Raw genomic sequence first — 23,650 nt, forward strand, 5'->3', positions numbered from 1 at the left:
CACAGCACCAGCAGGGATCACGGTGATCCCCCGACCGAGAGGGTGGGGCATGAAGTTCCGCGTCGAACGTGACGTCCTCGCAGAAGCCGTCACGTGGATCGCTCGCAGCCTTCCCACCCGTCCCCCGGTCCCCGTGCTGGCCGGTGTGCGCATCGAGGCCGACTCCGACGGCACGCTGCGGCTCGCGAGCTTCGACTACGAGGTCTCCGCCCGCTCCGAGGTCCCCGCCGACGTCAGCGAGCCGGGCACCGTCCTGGTCTCCGGCCGGCTGCTCGCGGAGATCTCCCGCGCCCTGCCAGCGAAGCCGGTCGACGTGTCGCTCGAGGGCACGAAGGTCACCGTCACCTGCGGCGCCAGCCGGTTCACGCTCCTGACCATGCCGGTCGAGGACTACCCGCAGCTCCCGGCGATGCCCGCGCTCACCGGCACCGTCGACGGCGACGAGCTCACCAAGGCCGTCGGCCAGGTCACCGTGGCCGCCAGCCGCGACGACACGCTCCCGCTGCTGACCGGCGTCCGGGTCGAGATCGAGGGCGAGAAGATCACGCTCCTCGCGACCGACCGCTACCGCCTGGCGCTGCGCGAGCTCACCTGGAAGCCCGCCCGCCCGGAGGTCTCCGAGGTGGCGCTCGTGCGTGCCCGGACCCTCAACGACGCCGCGAAGTCGCTCGGCGCGTCCGGCTCCGTCAACGTCGCTCTCGCCACGGGCCAGGGCGTCGACCTCATCGGCTTCGAGGCGGGCGGCCGGCACACCACGTCGCTCCTGGTCGACGGGGACTACCCCGCGGTCCGCCGGCTGTTCCCGGACGAGTCCCCGATCCACGCCGTGGTGAACACGCAGCTGCTGGCCGACGCGGCCAAGCGCGTGGCCCTCGTCGCGGAGCGCAACACCCCGATCCGCCTGACGTTCTCCGAGGGCCAGGTCGTCCTCGACGCCGGGCAGGGCGACGACGCGCAGGCGTCCGAGGCGCTGGAGGCCACGCTGGTCGGCGACGACATCGCCGTGGCGTTCAACCCGCAGTTCCTGCTCGACGGGCTCGGCGCGCTGACCACGTCGTTCGTGCGCCTGTCGTTCACGCACCCGAACAAGCCGGTCGAGTTCACCGGCCAGGAGTCGCTCGAGGGCGAGGACCTCAAGGAGTACCGGTACCTGCTGGTGCCGATCCGCTTCGCGTCCTGATCAGCGGGTCCGCCTCCCGGACCCGGCGGGACGTCCCGCCGGTGTGACCGGCGAGACGCGCGCATCGTTCGTCAGCACCCCGCCTCGGCAGGAGAATGGCGGGCGACACAGTCGCCCCGGGCCCCACCGGCCCGGCGGCGGTCGGGCGAGGAGAGGTGGAGCGATGCAGATCGGCCTGGTGGGTCTGGGCAGGATGGGCGCGAACATGCGCGACCGGATGCGGAACGCGGGGATCGAGGTCACCGGCTACGACCGGAACCCGGACGTCACCGACGTCGCGTCGCTGGCCGACCTGGTCGAGGCGCTGCCCGCCGGCGAGCGGGTCGTGTGGGTCATGGTGCCGGCCGGCGCGGTGACGCACGCGGTGATCGAGGAGCTCGGCGGCCTGCTGACCGAGGGTGACCTGGTCATCGACGGCGGCAACTCCTACTTCGGTGACGACAAGGGCCACGCGGAGCAGCTCGGCGCGAAGGGCGTGCACTTCCTGGACGTCGGCGTCTCCGGCGGCGTCTGGGGCCTGGCCAACGGCTACGGCCTGATGGTCGGCGGCGACGCGGCCCACGTCGAGCGCGTGATGCCGGTGTTCGACGCCCTGCGCCCGGAGGGCCCCCGCGAGGAGGGCTTCGTGCACGCGGGCGCCGTCGGCGCCGGGCACTACGCGAAGATGGTGCACAACGGCATCGAGTACGGCCTCATGCAGGCCTACGCCGAGGGCTACGAGCTGCTCGCGGCGAAGGACATCGTGACCGACGTCGCCGGCACCATGAAGGCCTGGCAGCGCGGCACCGTCGTGCGGTCCTGGCTGCTCGAGCTCCTGGTGAAGGCGCTCGAGGACGACCAGCAGTTCGAGGGGATCGACGACTGGGTCGCCGACTCGGGCGAGGGTCGCTGGACCGTGGACGAGGCGATCGACGCCGCCGTGCCGCTGCCGGTCATCACCGCCGCGCTGTTCGCCCGGTTCCAGTCGCGCCAGGAGCAGTCCCCCGCGATGAAGGCGGTCGCGGCGCTGCGCCAGCAGTTCGGCGGCCACGCCGTCCGGGCCGCCGGTGCTCCCATCTCCGGCGACGCCCCGTCCGGCGTGCGCTCGGAGGGCTGACGCCGCTCGATGTACGTCTCGCACCTGTCCCTGACGGACTTCCGGTCGTACCGCCAGGTCGACCTCACCTTCGAGCCCGGGATCACGGCGCTCGTCGGGCCGAACGGGCAGGGCAAGACCAACCTCGTCGAGGCGATCGGCTACGTCTCGACGTTCTCGAGCCACCGCGTGCCGACCGACGCCCCGCTCGTCAGGGCAGGGGCGTCGGCGGCCGTGGTGCGCTCGCGCGTGGTCCGCGCGCAGGGCGACGGGTCGGAGCGGGCGCTCGTCATCGACCTGCAGCTCGGGTCCGGGCGGTCCAACCGGGTCAAGCTCAACGGCGCCCCGTCGCGCGCCCGGGACGTGGTGGGCGCGCTGCGCTCGGTGCTGTTCGCGCCCGAGGACCTCGCGCTCGTCAAGGGCGACCCCGACGGCCGGCGCCGGTTCGTCGACGAGCTGGCGGTGCAGGTCACCCCGCGGCTGTCCGGCGTCTTCGGCGAGTACGACCGCGTCGTGCGGCAGCGCACCGCCCTGCTCAAGTCCGCCGCGGGGTTCCGCGGGGCGCGGGCCGGGAGCCTCGACATCCGGACGCTGGACGTGTGGGACGCCAAGCTCGCCGAGCTCGGGGCGCAGGTGATCGTAGCCCGGCAGGCCGTGGTCTCCGCGCTGGACCCCTACGTCGCGGAGGCGTACGAGCGGGTCAGCGACGGGCAGGGCGCCGCCAGCGCCGGCTACCGGTCCTCCCTCGCCGCCGCGCTGGCCGACCCGGGCGACGACGCGCCGCCCACGGACTCCCCCGCCTCGCCGGTCGCGGTGGTCGAGGCGCAGATGCTCGAGGCGCTGTCCCGGCTGCGACCCAAGGAGCTGGAGCGGGGCGTGTGCCTGGTGGGTCCGCACCGCGACGACCTCGTGCTCACGCTCGGCGACCTGCCCGCGAAGGGCTACGCCAGCCACGGGGAGTCGTGGTCGGTGGCGCTGGCGCTGCGGCTGGCGTCCTACGAGCTCCTGACGAACGGCCCGCGGCCCGAGACCGCCGACGACGTCGCGCAGCTGTGGGTCGCGGACTCCGGTCCGGACGGGGAGCCGGTCCTCATGCTGGACGACGTCTTCGCCGAGCTGGACGCGAAGCGCAGGGCGCGGCTGGCGGACATGGTCGCCGGGGCCCGGCAGGTGTTCGTGACCGCCGCCGTCCCGGGCGACGTCCCCGAGCAGCTGTCCGGCGCGCGGTACGACGTCATGGCGTCGGAGGTCGCCCGTGCCGTCTGACGACGCCGGAGCCGCGCCCGACGGGAGCAGCACCCCGGAGGTCGACCCCGCCGTGCCCGTGTGCGAGCAGCTCGACGTCACCCCGGCGACGCAGATGGCGAAGCGGTCGCTCGCCCGGTTCCGCTCGGTGGCGCGGTCGAAGGGCTACCGGCCCGGTCAGGCGGCACGCAGCCGGTCGCCGCTGTCCCCCGCCGAGCGCGGCGGGCCGGGCGTGCACCCGCGCGACCCGCTGACCGTGTCCAGCACGATGGCGTCGCTGTTCCGCGACCGCGGCTGGGTCCAGGAGGTCTCGGTCGGCGGGGTCGTCGGCCGCTGGCGCGACGTCGTCGGCGACCAGATCGCCGACCACTGCACCCCGGAGACGTTCGCCGACGGGGTGCTGGTCGTCCGGACCGACTCCTCGGCCTGGGCGCAGCAGCTCAAGATGCTCGCGCCGCAGCTGGTGCGGCGGATGGCGGAGGACGTCGGCGAGGGCGTGGTGAAGGACGTGCGCGTGCTCGGACCGGCCGGCCCGGGGTTCGGCAAGGGCCGGCGGGCGGTCCGCGGCCGGGGCCCGCGCGACACCTGGGGCTGACGCCCGCGCCGCGCCGGGGACGCGGTCCACAGGGACCGCGGTTCTGAGGGGGTTCTGGCGTGGGTCCGGGTACACTGTGAATCGACATGTCTGGCGCGTCTGCGCCGGTCCAGGACGCACGATCTCCGTCGTCGTGGAGTGATCCGCCCTCCCGCCCGGAGGACGCTCGTCTCCGCCGCGTGTGAGAACTGAGGAGCACCACCGCCCGTGGCAGACCAGAGCCCCTCCACCGGACCGAACCCTCCGCGCGACGCACCCGGGGGGACGGTGAACGGGACTCCCGCCTACGACGCCTCGCAGATCACGGTGCTCGAGGGCCTCGAGGCGGTCCGCAAGCGTCCGGGCATGTACATCGGCTCCACCGGTGAGCGCGGCCTGCACCACCTGGTCTACGAGGTGGTCGACAACTCGGTCGACGAGGCCCTCGCCGGCTACTGCGACCACATCGAGGTGACGCTGCTGGCCGACGGCGGTGTCCGCGTCGTCGACAACGGCCGTGGCATCCCCGTCGCCATCCACCCGACCGAGGGCCGGCCGACCGTCGAGGTCGTCATGACGATCCTGCACGCGGGCGGCAAGTTCGGCGGCGGCGGCTACGCCGTCTCGGGCGGCCTGCACGGCGTCGGCATCTCGGTGGTGAACGCCCTGTCCACGAAGGTCGAGACCGTCGTCAAGCGCGACGGCTACACCTGGGAGCAGGACTTCGCGGACGGCGGCAAGCCGAACGGCGAGCTGCGCCGCGGGGAGCCGACGCAGGAGACGGGCACCCAGCAGACGTTCTGGCCGGACCCCAGCATCTTCGAGACGGTCGAGTTCGACTTCGAGACCCTGCGGTCGCGGTTCCAGCAGATGGCGTTCCTCAACAAGGGCCTGCAGATCTCGCTGACCGACGAGCGCCCGCTGCACTCGGACACCGACGACGAGGTCGCCGGCGAGAGCGGCGAGGCCACCAAGGGCGACGCGCCCGCGTTCCGCAGCGTCACCTACAAGTACGACGGCGGCCTGGTCGACTACGTCACGCACCTCAACGCGGCCAAGAAGGTCGAGCTCGTGCACCCCGAGGTCATCGACTTCGAGGCCGAGGACACCGAGCGCAAGATCTCCGTGGAGATCGCGATGCAGTGGACCAGCGCCTACTCGGAGTCGGTGCACACCTACGCGAACACCATCTCGACCACCGAGGGCGGCGCGCACGAGGAGGGCTTCCGCGCGGCGATGACCTCGCTGGTCAACCGGTACGCGCGCGACAAGGGCATCCTCAAGGACAAGGACGACAACCTCACGGGCGACGACATCCGCGAGGGCCTCACGGCGGTCGTGTCGGTGAAGCTCGGCGAGCCGCAGTTCGAGGGCCAGACGAAGACCAAGCTCGGCAACACCGAGGCGAAGACGTTCGTGCAGCGCGTCGTGAACGAGCAGCTGGCCGACTGGCTGGACTCGCACCCGAACGACGCGCGCGACGTCATCCGCAAGGCGATCCAGGCGTCCCAGGCGCGCATGGCGGCCCGCAAGGCCCGCGAGGCGACCCGCCGCAAGGGCCTGCTCGAGTCGAACTCGATGCCGGGCAAGCTCAAGGACTGCCAGTCGAACAACCCCGCCGAGTGCGAGATCTTCATCGTCGAGGGCGACTCGGCCGGCGGCTCCGCCGTCCGTGGCCGGAACCCGCAGACGCAGGCGATCCTCCCGCTGCGCGGCAAGATCCTCAACGTCGAGCGGGCCCGCCTCGACCGCGCGCTCGGCAACGCCGAGGTGCAGGCGCTCATCACGGCGTTCGGCACCGGCATCGGCGAGGACTTCGACATCTCGAAGCTGCGGTACCACAAGATCGTGCTGATGGCCGATGCCGACGTCGACGGCCAGCACATCCGCACGCTGCTGCTCACGCTGCTCTACCGGTACATGCCGGAGCTGATCCTCAAGGGCCACGTGTACATGGCGCAGCCGCCGCTGTTCCGCATCAAGTGGTCGAACGCCCCGCACGACTACGTGTACTCGGACCGGGAGCGGGACGCCGTGCTGGCCGACGGCCAGGCGAACGGCAAGCGGATCCCCAAGGACAACGCGATCCAGCGGTACAAGGGTCTGGGCGAGATGGACTACTCGGAGCTGTGGGAGACCACGATGGCGCCCGAGCACCGCACGCTGCTGCAGGTCACGCTGGACGAGGCGGCCGCGGCGGACGAGATCTTCTCCGTGCTGATGGGCGAGGACGTCGAGTCCCGCCGCTCGTTCATCCAGCGGAACGCGCGCGACGTGCGGTTCCTGGACATCTGACCGCGGCGCACCCGCTCCTCCCCGACCTCCCGGCCGCCTGCGCCGGGACCAGTCCCACCGAAGGACCTGATTCGTGACAGAGCTGACCGGCGACAACATCGAGCACGGCCGCATCGACCAGGTGGACCTGCAGCTCGAGATGCAGCGGTCCTACCTGGACTACGCGATGGCCGTCATCGTGGGCCGCGCGCTCCCGGACGTCCGCGACGGCCTGAAGCCGGTGCACCGCCGCGTCCTGTACGCCATGTACGACGGCGGCTACCGCCCGGACCGGCAGTTCTCGAAGTGCAGCCGCGTCGTCGGCGACGTCATGGGCAAGTACCACCCGCACGGCGACACGGCGATCTACGACGCCCTGGTGCGCCTGGTGCAGGACTGGTCGCTGCGGTACCCGCTGGTCGCCGGCCAGGGGAACTTCGGCTCCCCCGGCGACGACCCGGCCGCCGCCCCGCGGTACACCGAGTGCAAGATGGCCCCCCTGGCCATGGAGATGGTCCGGGACATCGACGAGGACACCGTCGACTTCCAGGACAACTACGACGGCCGCACGCAGGAGCCGTCGATCCTCCCGTCGCGGTTCCCGAACCTGCTGGTGAACGGCTCCGCCGGCATCGCGGTCGGCATGGCGACGAACATCCCGCCGCACAACCTCCGCGAGGTCGCCGAGGGCGTCCGCTGGCACCTGGACAACCCGGAGGCCAGCAAGGAGGAGCTGCTCGAGGAGCTCCTGCGCCGCGTCAAGGGCCCCGACTTCCCCACCGGCGCGACGATCCTCGGCCACCGGGGCATCGAGGAGGCGTACCGCACCGGCCGCGGCTCCATCACGATGCGGGCGGTCGTCGAGGTCGAGGAGATCCAGGGCCGGATCTGCCTGGTCGTCACCGAGCTGCCGTACCAGGTGAACCCCGACACCCTGGCCAAGAAGATCGCCGACCTGGTCCGCGAGAACCGGGTGCAGGGCATCGCCGACATCCGCGACGAGACCTCGGGCCGCACCGGTCAGCGCCTGGTCGTCGTGCTCAAGCGCGACGCGGTCGCCAAGGTCGTCCTGAACAACCTGTACAAGCACACGCAGCTGCAGGACACGTTCGGCGCAAACATGCTGGCGCTCGTCGACGGCGTGCCGCGCACGCTCAGCCTCGACGCGTTCATCCGGCACTGGACGAGCCACCAGCTCGACGTCGTCGTGCGGCGGACGAACTTCCGGCTGCGCAAGGCCGAGGAGCAGATCCACATCTACCGCGGCTACCTCAAGGCGCTCGACGCGCTGGACGAGGTCATCGCGCTCATCCGCCGCTCCCCCGACGCCGACGAGGCCCGCACCGGGCTGATGGCGCTCCTGGACATCGACGAGGTCCAGGCCAACGCGATCCTCACCCTGCAGCTGCGGCGCCTGGCGGCGCTGGAGCGGCAGCGGATCCTCGACGACTACGCGAAGCTCGAGGCCGAGATCCGCGGCTACCGCGCGATCCTCGAGTCCCCGGAGCGGCAGCGCGGCATCGTGCGCGAGGAGCTCGACGAGATCGTCGCGAAGTACGGCGACGAGCGCCGCACGACGATCCTGCCGTTCGACGGCGAGGTGTCCGTCGAGGACCTCATCGCCGAGGAGGAGATGGTCGTCACCATCACCCGCGGCGGCTACGCGAAGCGCACCCGGTCGGACAACTACCGGGCCCAGCGCCGGGGCGGCAAGGGCGTGCGCGGCGCGCAGCTGCGCGAGGACGACATCGTCGACCACTTCTTCGTGACGACCACGCACCACTGGCTGCTGTTCTTCACGAACCTCGGCCGCGTGTACCGCGCCAAGGCGTACGAGCTGCCCGAGGGCGGCCGCGACGCCAAGGGCCAGCACGTCGCCAACCTGCTGGCCTTCCAGCCGGGGGAGAAGATCGCCCAGGTGCTCGACCTGCGGGACTACGAGCAGGCGGAGTACCTGGTCCTCGCGACCAAGCGCGGCCTCGTGAAGAAGACCCGCCTGTCGGAGTACGACTCCAACCGGTCCGGCGGCGTCATCGCGATCAACCTGCGCGAGGACGAGAACGGCCTGCCGGACGAGCTCGTCTCGGCGCGGATCGTCGACTCCGTGAACGACCTCATCCTGGTGTCCCGCAAGGGCCAGTCCCTGCGGTTCACCGCGACCGACGAGGCGCTGCGTCCGATGGGCCGCGCGACCTCCGGCGTCACGGGCATGAAGTTCCGGGCGGACGACGAGCTGCTCGCGATGGACGTCGTCCGCGAGGAGGCGTTCCTGTTCACCGTCACGCAGGGCGGCATCGCCAAGCGGACCGCCCTGACGGTGGAGAACTACCGCGTCCAGGGTCGCGGCGGTCTCGGCATCAAGGTCGCGAACCTCCCCGAGGCCAACGGCGACCTGGTCGGCGCGCTGGTCACGGACGCGGACGACGAGGTGCTGGTCATCATGGAGCGCGGCAAGATCGTGCGCTCCGCGACCTCCGAGGTGAACGCCACGGGCCGCACCACGCAGGGCGTGATCTTCGCGAAGCCCGACAACGGCGACCGGATCATCGCGGTCGCACGCAACATCGAGCGCCACCTCGGCGACGAGGCGGGTACCGTGGGTGAGTCGGGCGAGCAGGACGTGACATCCGCGGCCCTCGAGGACACCAGCGCCACCACAGCTCCGGACGCCCCGGTGGCTGACGAGACCTCCGAGGAGGATGCATGAGCAGCGACACGCCGCCGTCCATCCCGCCCCGCAAGCAGTCGGGCAGCGACACGGCCGAGAAGCCGGCAGGCGGCCGCACGGCCACCGACACCGGCGCGCGGACGGGCACCACCACGACCACCTCCGGCAAGGCACCGACGGCCACCGCACCGACGGGCGCGAGCTCGACGGGCACCGCGTCGAAGGGGTCCGGCGCCCCGCGCGCCACGTCCACGGCGTCGCCGAGCACCAAGGCGACCCCCGCGGCGGCCGCCGCGACCACCACGCAGGAGCCCGTGCGCCCGGCCACCGCCGCGCCGCGCACGAGCACCCCGGCGGGCTCCTCGCGCGAGGACACGGACCGGAAGGCGTCGCCCTCCGCCGGCTCCCGTCCCGCGTCGGGCTCGCTCACCAGCGGCTCCGGCCCGCGGCGCGTGCGCCTCGCGGTCTCCCGGGTCGACCCGTGGTCGGTGATGAAGCTGTCGTTCCTCATCTCCGTGGCGATCGGCATCATGATCGTCGTCGCGACCGCGGTGGTGTGGCTGACGCTGGACGGCCTGCACGTCTTCGCGTCGCTGAACGACCTCGTCACCGAGATCCTGGCCGACTCCAGCATCGACCTGATGCGGTACGTGGAGTTCGACCGCGTCATCTCCGTCGCGACCCTGGTGGCCGTCGTGGACGTGTTCCTCATCACGGCTCTGGCCACGATCGGGGCGTTCCTGTACAACATCACGGCCGCCCTGGTGGGCGGCGTGCACGTCACGATGACGGACGAGTGACCCCCGGTTTGGGCGGGCAGCCCCTGCTGGGGTAGTCTCGACCGGCACGCCAGCGTGCCACGGGCCTATAGCTCAGACGGTTAGAGCGCTTCCCTGATAAGGAAGAGGTCAGAGGTTCAAGTCCTCTTAGGCCCACTCCCGAGCCCCTGGGGGAACCCATGAAGAAGCTCCTGCTCCTGGTGGTCGTCGCCGCCGCCGGCTACGTCGCCTGGACGCGGTACGCCGCCGAGCGCGACGACCGCGACCTGTGGGCCGAGGTCACCGACCCCGTCGAGTAGGGCTCGCTCCACCACCCACGTCCCGGCCCGCCGGGGCGCTCCGGGGCCATGGCGCAATTGGTAGCGCACCTGCTTTGCAAGCAGGGGGTTAGGGGTTCGAGTCCCCTTGGCTCCACCACCGGCGGCTGGCTCCACCACCGCAGCGCGACGAAGGCCCGGCACCTCGCAGGTGCCGGGCCTTCGTGCGTCGTGCGGTGGGGCGTCAGGCCTGGGGCCCGCCCTCCGTGGTGCCCTCGGCCGGGGTGGTGGTGCCCGTGGTGCCCTCGGCAGTGGTCGCACCGGTGTCGGGCTTCTTCGGGGCGGCCCGGCGCTGGGTGGCCTTCTTGGTCGCCTCGGTCACCTTCTCGGTGGCGTCGGCGACGCGCTCCTCGACGTCCTCGCGGACCTCGGCGACGCGCTCGGCGGCCTTCTGGGTGGCCTCGCGGCTGCGGGCGACGGCCTCGCCGGCGGCCTGGCCCACGGCCTCCGCCGCGTCGCCGGCGCGGGCGCGGATCTGGTCGCCGGCGGGGGCCTCGGGCTCCCACGGCTCGGCCCACGGGTCGGTGGTGGTGCGGGACCGGGTCCAGGCGAAGACGCCCGCACCGGCGCCGACCAGCAGGGCGACGAGGAAGAACCGCTTGGCGCCCTTGTGCTTCTTCTTCTCGGGCTTGCCCGCGGCGGCGGCGGCACCGGCGGCCGCGGCCGCCAGGAGCGACTTCGTCTTCGCGGACTCCTTGTCGGCGACCTTCTCGACGACCGCGCCGGCGCGCTCCGCGGCCTCGTTGACCGCCTGGACCACCTTGGGCAGCAGCTCGTCGACCAGCTTGTCGTGCGCCGTGTCGATGACCGGCGTCGCGGCGACCGCGGCCTTCTCGACCCGCGGGGCGGCGGCCTTCACGCTCTCCTTGTACAGGTGGTCGATGCGGGGGACGAGCCACTCGACGGCGGCGTCCACGCGGGGCTGGCCCCACTCGACCGCGTGGCCGGCGGCACCCTTGGCCAGCACGGCGGCCTCGGCGGCCTGCAGCTTGGCGGCGACGGCGAGCTTGCCCGCGCCGTCGGCGGCCTTCACCCCGGCGTCGGCCAGCACGGCCCCCACGTCGGCCGCCTGCCCCTTGAGGCGCTCGGAGGTCGCGGGGTCGGAGACGATCTCGATCTTGTTCCGTCGGTGAAGGAACGCCATGTCCACACTCTCCTGCTCAGCTGGTCCGGTGTCGTCCCACTCTGCCACCGTCGGCCCTTTCGCGCAGGTGGCAGCCGTGTGTTCGTCGCGCGTGAACACACGATCCCCACCGGGCCGCCGCACAGGGGTCCGTGACAGGATGGCGGGCATGCACGCGACCCTGCACACGAACCGTGGCGACATCCGCCTGGAGCTCTACCCCAACCACGCCCCGAAGACCGTGGAGAACTTCCGCGGCCTCGCGACCGGCGAGAAGGAGTGGACCGACCCCGCGACCGGGGAGAAGCGCACCACGCCCCTCTACGACGGCGTCGTCTTCCACCGTGTGATCGACGGCTTCATGATCCAGGGCGGCGACCCGCTCGGCCGCGGCACCGGTGGCCCCGGCTACACGTTCGACGACGAGATCCACCCCGAGCTGCGGTTCTCGGAGCCGTACCTCCTCGCGATGGCGAACGCCGGCCTGCGACGCGACCCGATCACCGGCCAGGTCGGCGGCACGAACGGCTCGCAGTTCTTCATCACCGTCACCGAGACGCCGCACCTCAACGGCAAGCACACGATCTTCGGCAAGGTGGCCGACGACGAGAGCCGTGCCGTCGTCGACGCGATCGCCACGACGCGCACCCGCCCGGGCGACCGGCCGGTCGAGGACGTGGTGATCGAGTCGGTGTCGTTCGAGTCCTGACGCCTCGATGACCCAGCCGCAGCCGGGCCCCGCGCCCGCCGCGCCGCCGCCCGTCTGCCCCCGGCACCCCGACCGCATCGCGTACGTGCGGTGCCAGCGGTGCGGGCGGCCGGCGTGCCCGGAGTGCCAGCGCCCGGCTGCGGTGGGCATCCAGTGCGTGGACTGCGTGCGGGAGGCGGCCCGGTCGCAGCCCGTCGCGCGCACGGCGTTCGGGGGCCGGGCCACCACCGGCCGACCCGTCGTCACCCTCACGCTCATCGCGCTGTGCGCGGTGAGCTTCGTGCTGCAGCTGGCGAACCCCGGCTGGACCCGGGCGCTGGCCTTCGTGCCGGTGCTGGGGGAGGTGGAGCCGTGGCGGTTCCTCACCTCCGCGTTCCTGCACGCGCCCAACCAGGTGCTGCACATCGCGTTCAACATGATCGCCCTGTGGTCCGTCGGCCCGTTCCTCGAGGCGTCGCTCGGCCGCTGGCGGTTCCTGGCGCTGTACCTGCTGAGCGCGGTCGGCGGCTCGGTGATGTTCCTGCTGCTGGCGACGCCCTACACCGCGTCGTGGTTCACGGTCCTCGTCGGGGCGTCGGGGGCGGTGTTCGGCCTGTTCGGGGCGGTGCTCGTGGTCCTGCGGCGCGTGGGACGCAGCGCCCGCGGGATCGTCGGCATCCTCGTCATCAACGGGGTGCTCGGGTTCCTGCTGCCCGGCGTCGCGTGGCAGGCGCACCTCGGCGGCCTGGTCGTCGGCGCCGCGGTGGGGGCGGCCTTCGCGTACGCGCCCCGCGAGCGGCGGCTCCCCGTGGCGATCGGCACCTGCGCCGGCATGGCCGTGCTGCTCGTGGGTGCCGCCCTGGTGACGTACGCGGGCGTCTGACCCCCGTCCCCAGCACTGCTCACAGCTGTGGAATTACACCGGTGTAGTTATCCACAGGGTTGTGCACCCCTGGGGAAACAGCGGTCCGTGCCTGTGGAGGAGCGCCCGGCGCCTGGGGACGGCCCTGTGGTGGACCGTCCCTGACGCCGGGGGCGTCACTTCCAGCGCGTGGCCATCCCGAGCCCGACCAGCGCGAACGCGAAGCCGATCGCGAGGTTCCAGGAGCCGATGCCCGGGATCGGGTAGTCGAAGTTGGTGAGGTACGTGACCACGATCCAGACGAGGCCGACCACGAGCAGGCCGACGAGCACGGGCACGAACCACGTCGGGTTGACCGCCGGTCCGGCCGAGCGCTCGGGCGGCGCGGTGTAGTGCGACTTCTGCCGCGTCCTCGACTTGGGCACGGGATGCTCCTGACCTCGTACGTCTGACTCCGCTGGACCTGACCCGGCCACCGCGCGCTCCCCCTGTGGACGCGCGCACGCGCGGGCGTGACGTGGCCTAGCGTAGTGGGGAGACCGAGGGGGATGAGCGTGCCCGAGCAGCACCCCGAGCGCCGGACGCACGGCGCCCACGCGGCGGAGCCGCCCGAGCCCGCCGAGCCCTCGGCGCGCCTGCACGCCGCCCGGCAGCAGGCCCACCACCGCCTGACCCGGCACCGCCGCGGCCGCGCCCTGCGCGGGACGGTCTCCGTCGCCCTGGTCATGGCGCTCGCCGGCGCGCTGTTCACGGCCAACGCCCGGCTCGCGCGCGGGACCAACACCCGCCAGCCGCAGGACCTGGCCGGGCTGCAGGCCAACGAGGACGCCCGGCGGGAGCGGCTCGCGGACCAGGTCGCCGACCTGCGCGCCCGCGTCGACACCCTCGCGCAGGAGCAGACCGACACCGTGGGGCTCGAGTGGCAGTCCGCCGGCCCCGCGTTCGACATCGCGTCCGGGAAGGTGGCGGTCAGCGGCCGGGGCATCACCGTCAGCCTGGACGACGCCCCCGCGGACGGGCCGCGGCCGGCCGGCACGGTCCCGGACGACCTCGTCGTGCACCAGCAGGACCTGCAGGCCGTCATCAACGCGCTGTGGGCCGGGGGAGCGGAGGCCATGGCGCTCATGGACCAGCGCGTGATCTCGACCAGCGCGTTCCAGTGCATCGGGAACGTGCTGTCGCTGCAGGGGCGCCGGTACTCGCCGCCGTACGTCGTCACCGCCGTCGGGGACCCGCAGGAGCTGGTCGCCGCGCTCAACGCCGACCCCGCCGTGCGCGCCTACCGGTCGTGGGTGGACGCCGTGGGGCTCGGGTGGGAGATCACGCGCCCCACCGAGGACCTGCAGGTGCCCGCCTACGATGGGTCGGTGGACATGCGGTACGCCAGCGTGCCGCCCGGCACCGAGGTCCTGCCCGGGCTCGTCGCCGAGGGCAGCACCGCGACGAGCGGCAAGCCGAGCCGGGAGGACTCCGAGTGAGCGGGACCGACGTGTCCTGGCCGACGCTCGACGGCCCCGGCGGCTCGGAGGGGCGCGTCCCGGCCGCGGCACCGGCCCGGCGCCGGGAGCGCCGCTCGGCACGCCGGACGCAGCGCGGCGGCGGGGTCGTGCTCGGCGCGGTCGGGGTGCTGGGTGAGCTGCTCATCACCGCCGGCGTGCTGCTGCTGGCGTTCCTCGCGTGGCAGCTCTGGTGGACCGACGTCGTCGCGAACGACGCCCAGGCGGAGATCGTGCGGGAGCAGGGCTGGGACGCCCCCCTCGAGTCGCTCCACCAGGGCCCCGTCGTCGTCACGCCCCGCTACGACGAGCCGCCGGTCATCGAGGAGCCGCCGTACCTCACGACGTTCGCGTCCATGCGCGTCCCGACGTGGGACGGCGAGCCGACGCGCACCATCACGCAGGGCACCGACCGGCCGAACGTGCTGAACCCGCTCGGCGTCGGCCACTACGAGGGGACCGCGATGCCGGGGGGCGTGGGCAACTTCTCGCTCGCCGCGCACCGCACCACGTACGGCAAGCCGTTCAACCGCATCGAGGAGCTCCAGGAGGGCGACCCGATCGTCGTGTGGACCGCCGACACCTGGTACGTCTACCGCGTCACCTCGTCGCAGGTCGTGCGGCCGCAGGACAGCCAGGTGATCGCGCCCGTGCCCGACCAGCCGGGCGTCGCCCCCACCGAGCGGTTCATCACCCTGACCACGTGCCATCCGATGTTCTCCGCCCGCGAGCGGTACATCGTGCACGGTGTGCTGGACTACTGGGCGCCCGTGTCCGAGGGCGTGCCCGCCGAGCTCGTGGAGGCGTCCTGATGTACGGCTGGCTGTGGCGGCACCTGCCCGGGCCTGCCGTCGTCCGGGTGCTCCTGCTGCTCGTCCTCGCGGCCGCCGTGCTGGCGGTCTGCTTCCAGTGGGTGTTCCCCTGGCTGGCCCCCTTCATGCCCTTCAACGAGACCACCGTGGGGGAGAACCCGTGAGCCGCATCCTCGTCGTCGACAACTACGACTCCTTCGTCTACACGATCGTCGGCTACCTCGACCAGCTCGGTGCCGAGACGGTCGTCGTCCGGAACGACGCCGTGCCGCCCGCGGACGAGCGCGCCGAGTTCGACGGCGTGCTCATCTCCCCGGGACCGGGGACCCCGTCCGAGGCGGGCGCGTCCATGCAGGTGATCCGCGACTGCGCCGCGTCGGGGACGCCCATGCTCGGCGTCTGCCTGGGCCACCAGGCGCTCGGCGAGGTGTTCGGCGGCACCGTCACGCACGCGCCGGAGCTCATGCACGGCAAGACCAGCCTCGTGTCGCACGACGGGGAGGGCGTCTTCGACGGGCTGCCGACGCCCTTCACGGCCACCCGCTACCACTCGCTGGCCGTCGTCGACGGGACCGCCTCGCAGGACCTGGTCGTCACCGCCCGCGCGAACGGCATCATCATGGGCCTGCAGCACCGCGACCTGCCGCTGCACGGCGTGCAGTTCCACCCCGAGTCCGTGCTGACCGAGGGCGGCCACCGGCTGCTCGCGAACTGGCTGGTGCTGACGGGGGAGACCGACGCGGTCGCCCGGTCCGCGGACCTGCACCCGCTCGTGCGTCCCTGAGGGCCCGCGCACCCGCACCGGACGACGCAGGCCCCGGACCCGTGAGGGGTCCGGGGCCTGCGTCGTGCTGGGCCGAGGGGCGTCAGTCGCCGTTGTTCCCGGTGTCGCCGCCGCCGGCGCCGGGGTTCGCGTTGCCGGGGCCGGCGGACAGGATCAGCGTCACGGTGCTGCCGATGTCGACGGTCCGCCCGGGGGCCGGGTCGGAGGAGATCACGGTGCCGACCGGCTGGTTCGACGGGCCGTCGGACGCGATGGACTCGACCGTCAGGCCGAGGCCCTGGAGCTGCACGGTCGCGTCCGCCTCGGTCTTGTTCAGGATGTCCTGCGGGATGGTCACCGTGGTGGGCGCCGCGGCGACCGTGAGCACCACCGTGGACCGCTGCTGGACGATGCCGGCGGCGCGGTCCTGGGCGATGACCGTGCCCGGGGCCGCGTCGGCCGTCTCCTCCTGCACGATGTTCGACACGAGGTTGAGGCCGTTCAGCGTGTTCACCGCGTCGGCCTGCGCCTGGCCCCGCAGGTCCGGCAGGTTCACGTTGCCGGACGAGATGAACAGCGTCACGGGCTGGTCCGGGGAGATCTGCTGGTTCGCGGCCGGGTCGGTGCCCAGGGCCCGGCCCTGAGGCTGGCTCGGGTCGTCCTGCTGCTCGACGCTGCCGACCGTCAGGCCGACCTCCTCGATCTGCGCGCGGGCGGCCTCCTGCGTCAGGCCGACCACGTCGGGCACGCTGACGGCGTTCGGGCCGCTCGACACCCAGAACGTGACGGTCTCGCCCTCCTCGGCCTGCTCGCCGCCCGCGGGGTCGCTGCGGGTGACGGTGCCCTCGTCGACGTCGGCGCTCGGCTCCTCCTGGCGGGTGTACTCGAACCCCGCCTCGGTCAGGGCCGCGACGGCCTGCGCCTCGGTCTGGCCGGCCACGTTCGGCACGGTGACCGTCTTCACGTCGGGCTGGCGGTCCTGCAGGAGCAGCCAGATCAGCCCGCCGACCGCCAGCGCGGCGATGACGGACAGGGTGATCCAGAGCCAGCGCTTCGACTTCTCCTCGGGCTCCGGGTCGGGGTCGGTCTGCGCGGGCAGCACGGAGGTCCCCGGGGTCGTGGGCGCCCACGCGGGGGCGTCGCCGGGCATGAGCTGCGTCGAGGCGGCGTCGGGGCCCAGCACCTGGGTCGCGGCACCGGCACCGAGCGCGGCGGCGGCCACGGCGGGAGCGGACACGGCCCCGCCGCGCGCGGCGGCCTCGAGGTCGGCGCGGAACTCGGCGGCGGTGGAGTAGCGGGCGTCCCGCTCCTTCGCCAGCGCCTTCGCCGTGATCCGGTCGAGGACCTCCGGCACGTCGGACGCGACGGAGGACGGCGCGGGGGCGATCTCGCGGACGTGCTGGTACGCCACGGCGACGGGGGAGTCGCCGATGAACGGGGGACGCCCGGTCAGCAGCTCGAACAGCAGGCAGCCGGTGGAGTACAGGTCGGAGCGGGTGTCGACGGTCTCGCCGCGCGCCTGCTCGGGCGACAGGTACTGCGCGGTGCCGATCACGGCCTGCGTCTGCGTCATGGTCGCGGCGGAGTCGGCGACGGCCCGGGCGATGCCGAAGTCCATCACCTTGACGGCGCCGGTGGGCGTCAGCATGACGTTCGCGGGCTTGATGTCGCGGTGCACGATGCCGGCGTGGTGGGAGTACTCGAGCGCCGACAGCACGCCGGCCGTGATCTCGATGGCCTCCTCGATCGGCACGGCCTGGCCGTCGCGGAGGATGTCGCGGACCGTGTGGCCCTCGACGTACTCCATGACGATGAACGGCACGTGCGCGACGGCACCGCTGGGCTCGGTGTACACGTCCTCGCCGGTGTCGTACACGGCGACGATCGACGGGTGGTTGAGCCCGGCCGCGGCCTGCGCCTCGCGACGGAACCGCGCCTGGAACGACGGGTCGCGCGCGAGGTCGGAGCGCAGGATCTTGATCGCGACGGTGCGCCCGAGGCGCGTGTCGTGCCCGATGTGCACCTCGGCCATACCGCCGCGGCCGATGAGCTCACCGACCTCGTACCGTCCGGCGAGGATCCGGGATCCGTCGTCCACCACTAGGCGTCCTTCGCTGTCGTCGTTCGCGCGTCCGGCGCGGTTGCACCGGGCTGTGCTCGCCAGATCATCCCACCTGCACCGTCGGCCTGGGTGTATCCCGCGGTGCCGATCGGGCCGAGCGTGCCGGTGTCGCCCGTGAGCCGGTCCGCGAGGGCCGCGCCGAGCAGCGCGACCACCAGCACGGCCAGCACGAGGAGCGGCCACCGGACGTGGGACCGGCCGCTGCCGGCCCCGGCCTGCACCCGGGCGTGCGCGCGGGTCGTCGGGTGGCTGTGCGCCCCGCCGCGCCCGCCGGTCGCCCGGTAGGTCGGCGCCTGCGCACCGGCCGCGGAGACGGGCCGTCCCGTCCGGGGGTCGAACGACGGGGGTGCCGCGTCCGGGCCGGTGTGCGGGGAGGGGGCTGCGGTGGCGCCGGCGGAGCCGCGCACCCGGGTCGCTCCGGCGTCGGTGGGCCGTGACCCGCCCTGCCGTGCGCGCCGGGTGGCCGCGGGCTCGCCGTCCGCGGGGGCCGACGCCGGCGGCGCACCCACCGCGACCGCGGAGCGGGACCGCCCGGGCACGATCGACACGGGCGGGCTGCCTCCGGCGGGCGTGTGCGGGACGAGCGCGTCGAACATCCGCGCGAGCTCCTCGGCGCTCGACGGCCGCTGGGAGGGGTCCTTGGCGAGGAGCCGCATCACCAGCGCCGCCAGCTGCCGGTCCACGGACGCGGGGAGCGGCGGCACGGGGGTGTTGACGTGCGCGACCGCGATGTCCACCGCGGTGGGGCCGGTGAACGGCCGGTGCCCGACCAGCGCCTCGTACGCCACGATGCCCAGCGCGTACAGGTCGGACGCGGCGGTCGCGGGCCCGCCGACGGCCTGCTCCGGCGAGAGGTACTGGGCGGTGCCCATGACCATGCCGGTGGCGGTCATCGGGACCTGGTTGCTCGACAGCGAGACCCCGAAGTCGGTGATCTTCACCTTGCCCGTGGGCGTCACGAGGATGTTCCCGGGCTTCACGTCGCGGTGCACGACGCCGGCCTGGTGGGCGGCGTGCAGCGCGCGGGCCGTCTGGGCGAGGATCGGCAGCAGCCGCCGCGGGGGCAGCACGGGCTCGCGCTCCAGCAGGTCGCTCATCGGCTCGCCGTGGATCAGCTCCATCGCGAGGAACGCGGACCCGTCCTGCTCGCCGTAGTCGAAGAGCGCGGCGATGCCGTCGTGCGACAGGCTGCCGGCGTTGCGGGCCTCGGTGCGGAACCGCTCGAGGAACCCGGTGTCGCCCGCGAACTCCTCGCGCAGCACCTTGATCGCGATGTCGCGCGCGAGGGACTCGTCGTGCGCGGCCCACACCTCGCCCATGCCGCCGACGGCGATCTGCCGCGTCAGCCGGTAGCGCCCGCCGAGGACGACGCCCGGAGCCGGCCTCACTGCCCGATCACCGCCTGCATGACCGCGCGGGCGACGGGTGCGGCGACCCGGCCGCCGGTGGCCTCGGACCCGACGGACCCGCCGTGCTCGACGATGACCGCGACCGCGACCTGCGGGTCGTCCGCCGGGGCGAACCCGGTGAACCACGCGTGCGGGGACTCGCCGTCGCGGCCCGTCTGGGCGGTGCCGGTCTTGCCCGCGACCCGCACGCCGGAGATCTGCGCGGACGTCCCGGACCCGGACTCCACCACGCCGACCATCATGTCCGTGAGCTGCTGGGCGGTCGTCGTCGAGACGGCCTCGGACAGCTCCTGCGGCTCGGCCTCGCTGACCACGTCGAGGTCGGCGGTCCGCACCGTCTGCACCAGGTAGGGCGTCATGACGGTGCCGTCGTTCGCGATGCCGGCGGCGACCATGGCCATCTGGATCGGGGTCGCGCGCACCGACTCCTGGCCGATCGCCGACAGGGCGGTCTGCGCGGCGTTCGGGTCCTCCGGGTAGGTCGACTCGGCCACCCGCATCGGCACCGTCAGGTCCGCGGAGCCGAAGCCGAACTTCTCGGCCTGCTCGCGGAGGGCGTCGTCGCCCAGGTCGACGCCGAGCTGCGCGAACGCCGTGTTGCACGAGACCCGCAGGGCGTCGGTCAGGGTGGTCTGGTCGTTCGTCCCGCAGGAGGCCCCGCCGAAGTTCGGCAGGGTGGTCGAGGTGCCGGGCAGCGTCAGCTCCCGCGGGGCGGCGAGCACCGAGTCCGGCGTGTACGACCCGGACTCGAGCGCGGCGGCGGCGGTCACGAGCTTGAACGTGGACCCCGGGGGGTAGTTCTCGCTGGTCGTCTTGTTGATGAGCGGGTCCCCGTCGGCCGCGAGCAGCTGCTGGTAGGCGGCGTTCGCGGCGGTCGTGTCGTGCGTGGCCAGGGCGTTCGGGTCGAAGCCGGGCGTCGAGACCATCGCGAGGATCTTGCCGGTCGACGGCTCGATGGCGACGACGGCGCCCTGCTGGCCGCCGAGGGCGTCGAGCGCCGCCTGCTGCGCGGCGGGGTCGAGGGTCAGCTCGATCGACGAGCCCTGCGGCTGCGCTCCCGTGACGAGGTCCTGCACGCGGCTCCAGAACAGCGAGTCGGCCGACCCGGTGAGCACGTCGTTCATCGACCGCTCGAGCTGGGTGCCGCCGTTGACCACGGAGTAGAAGCCGGTGACGGTCGAGTACAGCTCCGGCTGGGAGTACGAGCGCTGGTACCCGAAGGGGTCGTCCACCTCGGTGGACTGCGCGACGGGCTGACCGGCGACGATGATCGGGCCGCGCGGCTTGCCGTACTCGCGGTACAGGGTGCGGACGTTGCGGGAGTCGTTGTTGAGCGCCGACGCCTGCCCGAACTGCACCCAGGTGGTCCCGGCGAGCAGCGCGAGGAACATGACGACGACGACGGTCGCGAGGCGACGCAGCGCGGTGTTCACGGCCGACCACCCCCCGAGGTGCGGCGCAGCTGCTCGGTCGGCTGGTCGTCGCCCGCGGCGGGGCGGCGGGGCGCGTCGTCGACGGCCGGACCCGCGACGGCCACGGGGTTGCGGGCGTCGTCGTCGAGCGGGATGCCGCCGGCGGGCGTGGACAGGAGCTCGCCCCCGGGCTCGGGCGCGGGGCGGCGTGCGTCGTCGGAGATGCGCAGGAGCAGCGCGGCGATGATCCAGTTCGCGAGCAGGGAGGAGCCGCCGTACGCGAGGAACGGCGTGGTCAGGCCGGTCAGCGGGATGATCCGCGTGATGCCGCCCACGACCACGAAGCACTGGAAGGCGATGACGAACGCGAGGCCGGCCGCGAGCAGCTTGCCGAACCCGTCGCGGACGCCGATCGCGGTGCGCAGGCCGCGCTGGCACAGCACCAGGTACATCACGAGGATCGCCATCAGGCCCGTCAGCCCGAGCTCCTCGCCCAGCGACGCGATGATGAAGTCCGACTCGGCGAACGGCACCAGGTCGGGCCGGCCCTGGCCCCAGCCGGTGCCGAAGAGCCCGCCGCTGGCGAGCCCGAACAGGCCGCGGACCAGCTGGCCGGATCCGCCGGGCGACCGGTCGAAGATCTCGGGGTCCAGCGCGTGCAGCCACACGTCGAACCGCGCGGCCACGTGCCCGAACGACGTCGCGGCCAGGGCCACGCCGCCCGCGAACATCACGAGGCCGATGACGATCCAGGACAGCCGCTCGGTGGCGACGTAGAGCATCGCGACGAACAGCCCGAAGAACAGCAGGGAGGTGCCGAGGTCCCGCTCGAGGACCAGCACGGCGATCGACGCGGCCCACGCCACGATGATCGGGCCGAGGTCCCGCAGTCGCGGCAGCTGCAGGCCCAGCACGTTCGGCCCGGCGAGGGCCAGCGTGTCCCGGTGCGTGACGAGGTAGCCGGCGAAGAACACCGCCAGCGCGATCTTCCCGAGCTCGGCGGGCTGCAGGGAGAACCCGAGCGCGTGCACCCAGATCCGGGCGCCGTTGATCTCGACGCCCAGGCCCGGGACCAGCGGCAGCACGATCAGCGCGAGGCCGGCCACCATCGCGGTGTACGTGTACCGGCGCAGCGTGCGGTGGTCGCGCAGCACGATCAGCACGACGCAGGCCAGCACGACCGAGATCGCGGACCAGGCGAGCTGGCGCCCCGCGAACATCTCCGTGCCCCCGCGCGCCTCCCGGGCGAGGTCGATGCGGTAGATCATCGCGAGGCCGATGCCGTTCAGCGCGATCACCACCGGCAGGATCACCGGGTCCGCGTACGGCGCCCGCCAGCGCAGCACCAGGTGCACGACGAGGGCCAGCCCGGCCATCCCCGCGCCGTAGCCGAGCACGTCGGCGGGGAGCTCGTCGGTCGCCCCCAGCCCGACCAGCGCGTACGCGGCGATGGCGATGGCCAGCGCCAGGACGATCAGCCCCAGCTCCGTCCCGCGGCCGGCGCGCGCCCGGTGCGCCTCGACGGTGGCCATCAGGGCGCCACCGGCGGGGTCGTCGCAGGGGCGGTCACGGGCGGAGGGGTGGGGGTGGGCGCCGTCTCCTGCTCGGCGTCCTCGGCGAGGGCGTCGACGCGCTCGCGGGCGTCGGCCAGCGACGCGGTGTGGATGGTCTGCTCGACGCGCTCGCGGACGAAGACCGGGAGGTCGTCGACGGCCACGTCCGTGGTCTCGACGACGTCGGAGAGGCCGATCGGGCCGATCGTCTGGGGGATGCCGCGGTAGATGGCGACCACCTCCCCGTCGACGCCGACGTAGTACTGGGTCTGCGTCCAGCGGTAGAAGCCGAAGGCCCCGGCGCCGAGCACCAGGACGGCCAGGACGGTCAGCACGAGCGCGCGGGTGCGGCGGCGGCGCCGGTCGCGGCGCTCGGCCGCGTCGTCCTCGTCCTCGTCGACGGCGGGCACGCCGCCGCCCGGGGTGCTGGCGGCCGCCTGCCGGGACAGCTCGGCGGCGCGCGCGGCGGGACCGTCGTGGGCGCTCGTCGGCCGGTTGCGGGAGATCGCGGCCGACCCCACCACCACGGCGTTCGTCGTCGGCCCGGCGCCGTCGCGCACCTGGTCGAGCTCCAGGACGTCCGCGACCACGACCGTCACGTTGTCGCCGCCGCCGGCGCGCAGGGCGAGCTGCACCAGCCGCTCCGCGCACGTGTCGACGTCCGGGAGCTCGTGCAGCGTGCGGGCGATCGTCTCGCCGCTCACGAAGCCCGACAGGCCGTCGGAGCACAGCAGCCACCGGTCGCCGGGCCGCGCCTCGCGCACCGACAGGTCCGGGGCGATGTCCACGTCGAAGTCGCCGAGCACCCGCATGACGACCGAGCGCTGCGGGTGGTGCTCGGCCTCCTCCGGCGTGATCTTGCCGGTGTTGACCAGGTGCTGGACGAAGGTGTGGTCCGTGGTGACCTGCGTGAGCACGCCGTCGCGCAGCAGGTAGCCGCGGGAGTCGCCGAGGTGCACCATCGCGAGCTTGTTGCCCGCCCGCAGGATCGCCGTGACCGTCGTCCCCATGCCCGCGAGCTCGGGGTTGGTCTCGGAGCGCGTGATGATCTCCTCGCGCGCCTCCTCCAGCGCGCGCTCCAGCTCGTCGAGCGCGTCGTCCGGCCCGTGCGACTCGCCGTCGAGCGGGGCCAGCGCCGCGATCGCCACGGACGACGCGACGTCGCCGCCGGCGTGGCCGCCCATGCCGTCCGCGACGACGAGCAGATGCGGTCCGGCGTAGGCGGAGTCCTGGTTGTTCGACCTCACCAGCCCGACGTCGGACCGTGCGGCGTAGCGCAGCGCGATGCTCACGATCCC

Annotated in this window: 21 protein-coding genes and 2 tRNA genes; 16 read left to right on the forward strand and 7 right to left on the reverse strand. The window is 73.2% G+C overall.

All coding sequences use genetic code 11. The features are described 5' to 3' along the window. Window positions 1-49: 49 nt before the first annotated feature. From dnaN to QNH85_RS17955, 10 genes are all read left to right on the forward strand, one after another. Complete coding sequence (gene dnaN / locus QNH85_RS17910; RefSeq protein ID WP_213284363.1) at window positions 50-1,180, forward strand: DNA polymerase III subunit beta; 1,131 nt, start codon at window positions 50-52, stop codon at window positions 1,178-1,180. 163 nt (window positions 1,181-1,343) lie between these two features. Further along, window positions 1,344-2,276: a phosphogluconate dehydrogenase (NAD(+)-dependent, decarboxylating) gene (gene gnd, locus QNH85_RS17915; protein WP_282948601.1), complete on the forward strand. Its 933-nt coding sequence runs from the start codon at window positions 1,344-1,346 to the stop codon at window positions 2,274-2,276. 9 nt (window positions 2,277-2,285) lie between these two features. After that, entirely contained in the window at window positions 2,286-3,521 is a 1,236-nt protein-coding gene (gene recF / locus QNH85_RS17920) for a DNA replication/repair protein RecF (protein ID WP_282948603.1), read from the forward strand. Further along, entirely contained in the window at window positions 3,511-4,095 is a 585-nt protein-coding gene (locus tag QNH85_RS17925) for a DciA family protein (RefSeq protein WP_282948605.1), read from the forward strand. The genes recF and QNH85_RS17925 overlap by 11 nt, the downstream gene beginning before the upstream one ends. A gap of 267 nt (window positions 4,096-4,362) precedes the next feature. After that, entirely contained in the window at window positions 4,363-6,369 is a 2,007-nt protein-coding gene (gene gyrB / locus QNH85_RS17930; protein WP_282948607.1) for a DNA topoisomerase (ATP-hydrolyzing) subunit B, read from the forward strand. Window positions 6,370-6,442: 73 nt separating this feature from the next. Continuing rightward, window positions 6,443-9,055, forward strand: coding sequence for a DNA gyrase subunit A (gene gyrA / locus QNH85_RS17935; protein WP_213284367.1), 2,613 nt, complete (start codon window positions 6,443-6,445; stop codon window positions 9,053-9,055). Further along, the gene (locus QNH85_RS17940; protein WP_282948610.1) at window positions 9,052-9,816 is read left to right on the forward strand and encodes a DUF3566 domain-containing protein; all 765 of its coding nucleotides are present in this window, start codon (window positions 9,052-9,054) and stop codon (window positions 9,814-9,816) included. Before gyrA ends, QNH85_RS17940 begins: the two co-directional genes overlap by 4 nt. 61 nt (window positions 9,817-9,877) lie before the next feature. Beyond that, window positions 9,878-9,951, forward strand: a tRNA-Ile gene (locus QNH85_RS17945). 23 nt (window positions 9,952-9,974) lie between these two features. Beyond that, window positions 9,975-10,094 (forward strand): DLW-39 family protein, encoded by a 120-nt coding sequence (locus QNH85_RS17950; protein ID WP_213284369.1) that lies wholly within the window; start codon window positions 9,975-9,977, stop codon window positions 10,092-10,094. Between the two features lie 42 nt (window positions 10,095-10,136). After that, window positions 10,137-10,212 (forward strand) — tRNA-Ala (locus QNH85_RS17955). A gap of 84 nt (window positions 10,213-10,296) precedes the next feature. Here QNH85_RS17955 and QNH85_RS17960 read toward each other — a convergent pair. After that, window positions 10,297-11,256 carry a hypothetical protein gene (locus QNH85_RS17960; RefSeq protein WP_282948612.1) on the reverse strand — a complete coding sequence of 320 codons (960 nt, stop codon included), beginning with the start codon at window positions 11,254-11,256 and terminating at the stop codon, window positions 10,297-10,299. 148 nt (window positions 11,257-11,404) lie between these two features. On the opposite strand from QNH85_RS17960, the gene QNH85_RS17965 reads away from it, so the two are divergent. Together QNH85_RS17965 and QNH85_RS17970 are read left to right on the forward strand one after the other, a co-directional pair. Beyond that, window positions 11,405-11,944, forward strand: coding sequence for a peptidylprolyl isomerase (locus QNH85_RS17965; protein ID WP_282948614.1), 540 nt, complete (start codon window positions 11,405-11,407; stop codon window positions 11,942-11,944). A 7-nt stretch (window positions 11,945-11,951) separates the two neighbouring features. Next, window positions 11,952-12,806 (forward strand): rhomboid family intramembrane serine protease, encoded by an 855-nt coding sequence (locus QNH85_RS17970; RefSeq protein WP_213284375.1) that lies wholly within the window; start codon window positions 11,952-11,954, stop codon window positions 12,804-12,806. 155 nt (window positions 12,807-12,961) lie between these two features. Here QNH85_RS17970 and QNH85_RS17975 read toward each other — a convergent pair whose 3' ends face one another. Beyond that, window positions 12,962-13,210, reverse strand: coding sequence for a cell division protein CrgA (locus tag QNH85_RS17975; RefSeq protein WP_213284376.1), 249 nt, complete (start codon window positions 13,208-13,210; stop codon window positions 12,962-12,964). A gap of 129 nt (window positions 13,211-13,339) precedes the next feature. On the opposite strand from QNH85_RS17975, the gene QNH85_RS17980 reads away from it, so the two are divergent. Genes QNH85_RS17980 through QNH85_RS17995 form a run of 4 tightly spaced genes read left to right on the forward strand, consistent with a single transcriptional unit; the run spans window position 13,340 to window position 15,877 of the window. Beyond that, window positions 13,340-14,263: a DUF881 domain-containing protein gene (locus QNH85_RS17980; protein WP_282948618.1), complete on the forward strand. Its 924-nt coding sequence runs from the start codon at window positions 13,340-13,342 to the stop codon at window positions 14,261-14,263. Next, on the forward strand, window positions 14,260-15,093 hold the full coding sequence (locus QNH85_RS17985; protein ID WP_282948620.1) for a class E sortase: 834 nt from the start codon (window positions 14,260-14,262) through the stop codon (window positions 15,091-15,093). The genes QNH85_RS17980 and QNH85_RS17985 overlap by 4 nt, the downstream gene beginning before the upstream one ends. Next, window positions 15,093-15,257, forward strand: coding sequence for a hypothetical protein (locus QNH85_RS17990; RefSeq protein WP_213284377.1), 165 nt, complete (start codon window positions 15,093-15,095; stop codon window positions 15,255-15,257). Before QNH85_RS17985 ends, QNH85_RS17990 begins: the two co-directional genes overlap by 1 nt. Further along, window positions 15,254-15,877: an aminodeoxychorismate/anthranilate synthase component II gene (locus QNH85_RS17995; RefSeq protein ID WP_213284378.1), complete on the forward strand. Its 624-nt coding sequence runs from the start codon at window positions 15,254-15,256 to the stop codon at window positions 15,875-15,877. Before QNH85_RS17990 ends, QNH85_RS17995 begins: the two co-directional genes overlap by 4 nt. An 82-nt stretch (window positions 15,878-15,959) precedes the next feature. On the opposite strand, the gene pknB is transcribed toward QNH85_RS17995, so the two are convergent. Genes pknB through QNH85_RS18020 form a run of 5 tightly spaced genes read right to left on the reverse strand, consistent with a single transcriptional unit; the run spans window position 15,960 to window position 23,644 of the window. Beyond that, entirely contained in the window at window positions 15,960-17,957 is a 1,998-nt protein-coding gene (pknB, locus tag QNH85_RS18000; protein ID WP_282948622.1) for a Stk1 family PASTA domain-containing Ser/Thr kinase, read from the reverse strand. Further along, window positions 17,957-19,366, reverse strand: coding sequence for a serine/threonine-protein kinase (locus QNH85_RS18005; protein ID WP_282948624.1), 1,410 nt, complete (start codon window positions 19,364-19,366; stop codon window positions 17,957-17,959). Before QNH85_RS18005 ends, pknB begins: the two co-directional genes overlap by 1 nt. Next, window positions 19,363-20,820 carry a peptidoglycan D,D-transpeptidase FtsI family protein gene (locus QNH85_RS18010; protein ID WP_282948626.1) on the reverse strand — a complete coding sequence of 486 codons (1,458 nt, stop codon included), beginning with the start codon at window positions 20,818-20,820 and terminating at the stop codon, window positions 19,363-19,365. Before QNH85_RS18010 ends, QNH85_RS18005 begins: the two co-directional genes overlap by 4 nt. After that, window positions 20,817-22,331 carry an FtsW/RodA/SpoVE family cell cycle protein gene (locus QNH85_RS18015; protein ID WP_282948628.1) on the reverse strand — a complete coding sequence of 505 codons (1,515 nt, stop codon included), beginning with the start codon at window positions 22,329-22,331 and terminating at the stop codon, window positions 20,817-20,819. Before QNH85_RS18015 ends, QNH85_RS18010 begins: the two co-directional genes overlap by 4 nt. Then, window positions 22,331-23,644 (reverse strand): Stp1/IreP family PP2C-type Ser/Thr phosphatase, encoded by a 1,314-nt coding sequence (locus tag QNH85_RS18020; protein ID WP_282948630.1) that lies wholly within the window; start codon window positions 23,642-23,644, stop codon window positions 22,331-22,333. Before QNH85_RS18020 ends, QNH85_RS18015 begins: the two co-directional genes overlap by 1 nt. Window positions 23,645-23,650: the final 6 nt, after the last annotated feature.

Origin of the sequence: Cellulomonas endometrii, from assembly GCF_949769265.1 — a bacterium.
GTDB classification, from domain to species: Bacteria; Actinomycetota; Actinomycetes; order Actinomycetales; family Cellulomonadaceae; genus Cellulomonas; species Cellulomonas endometrii.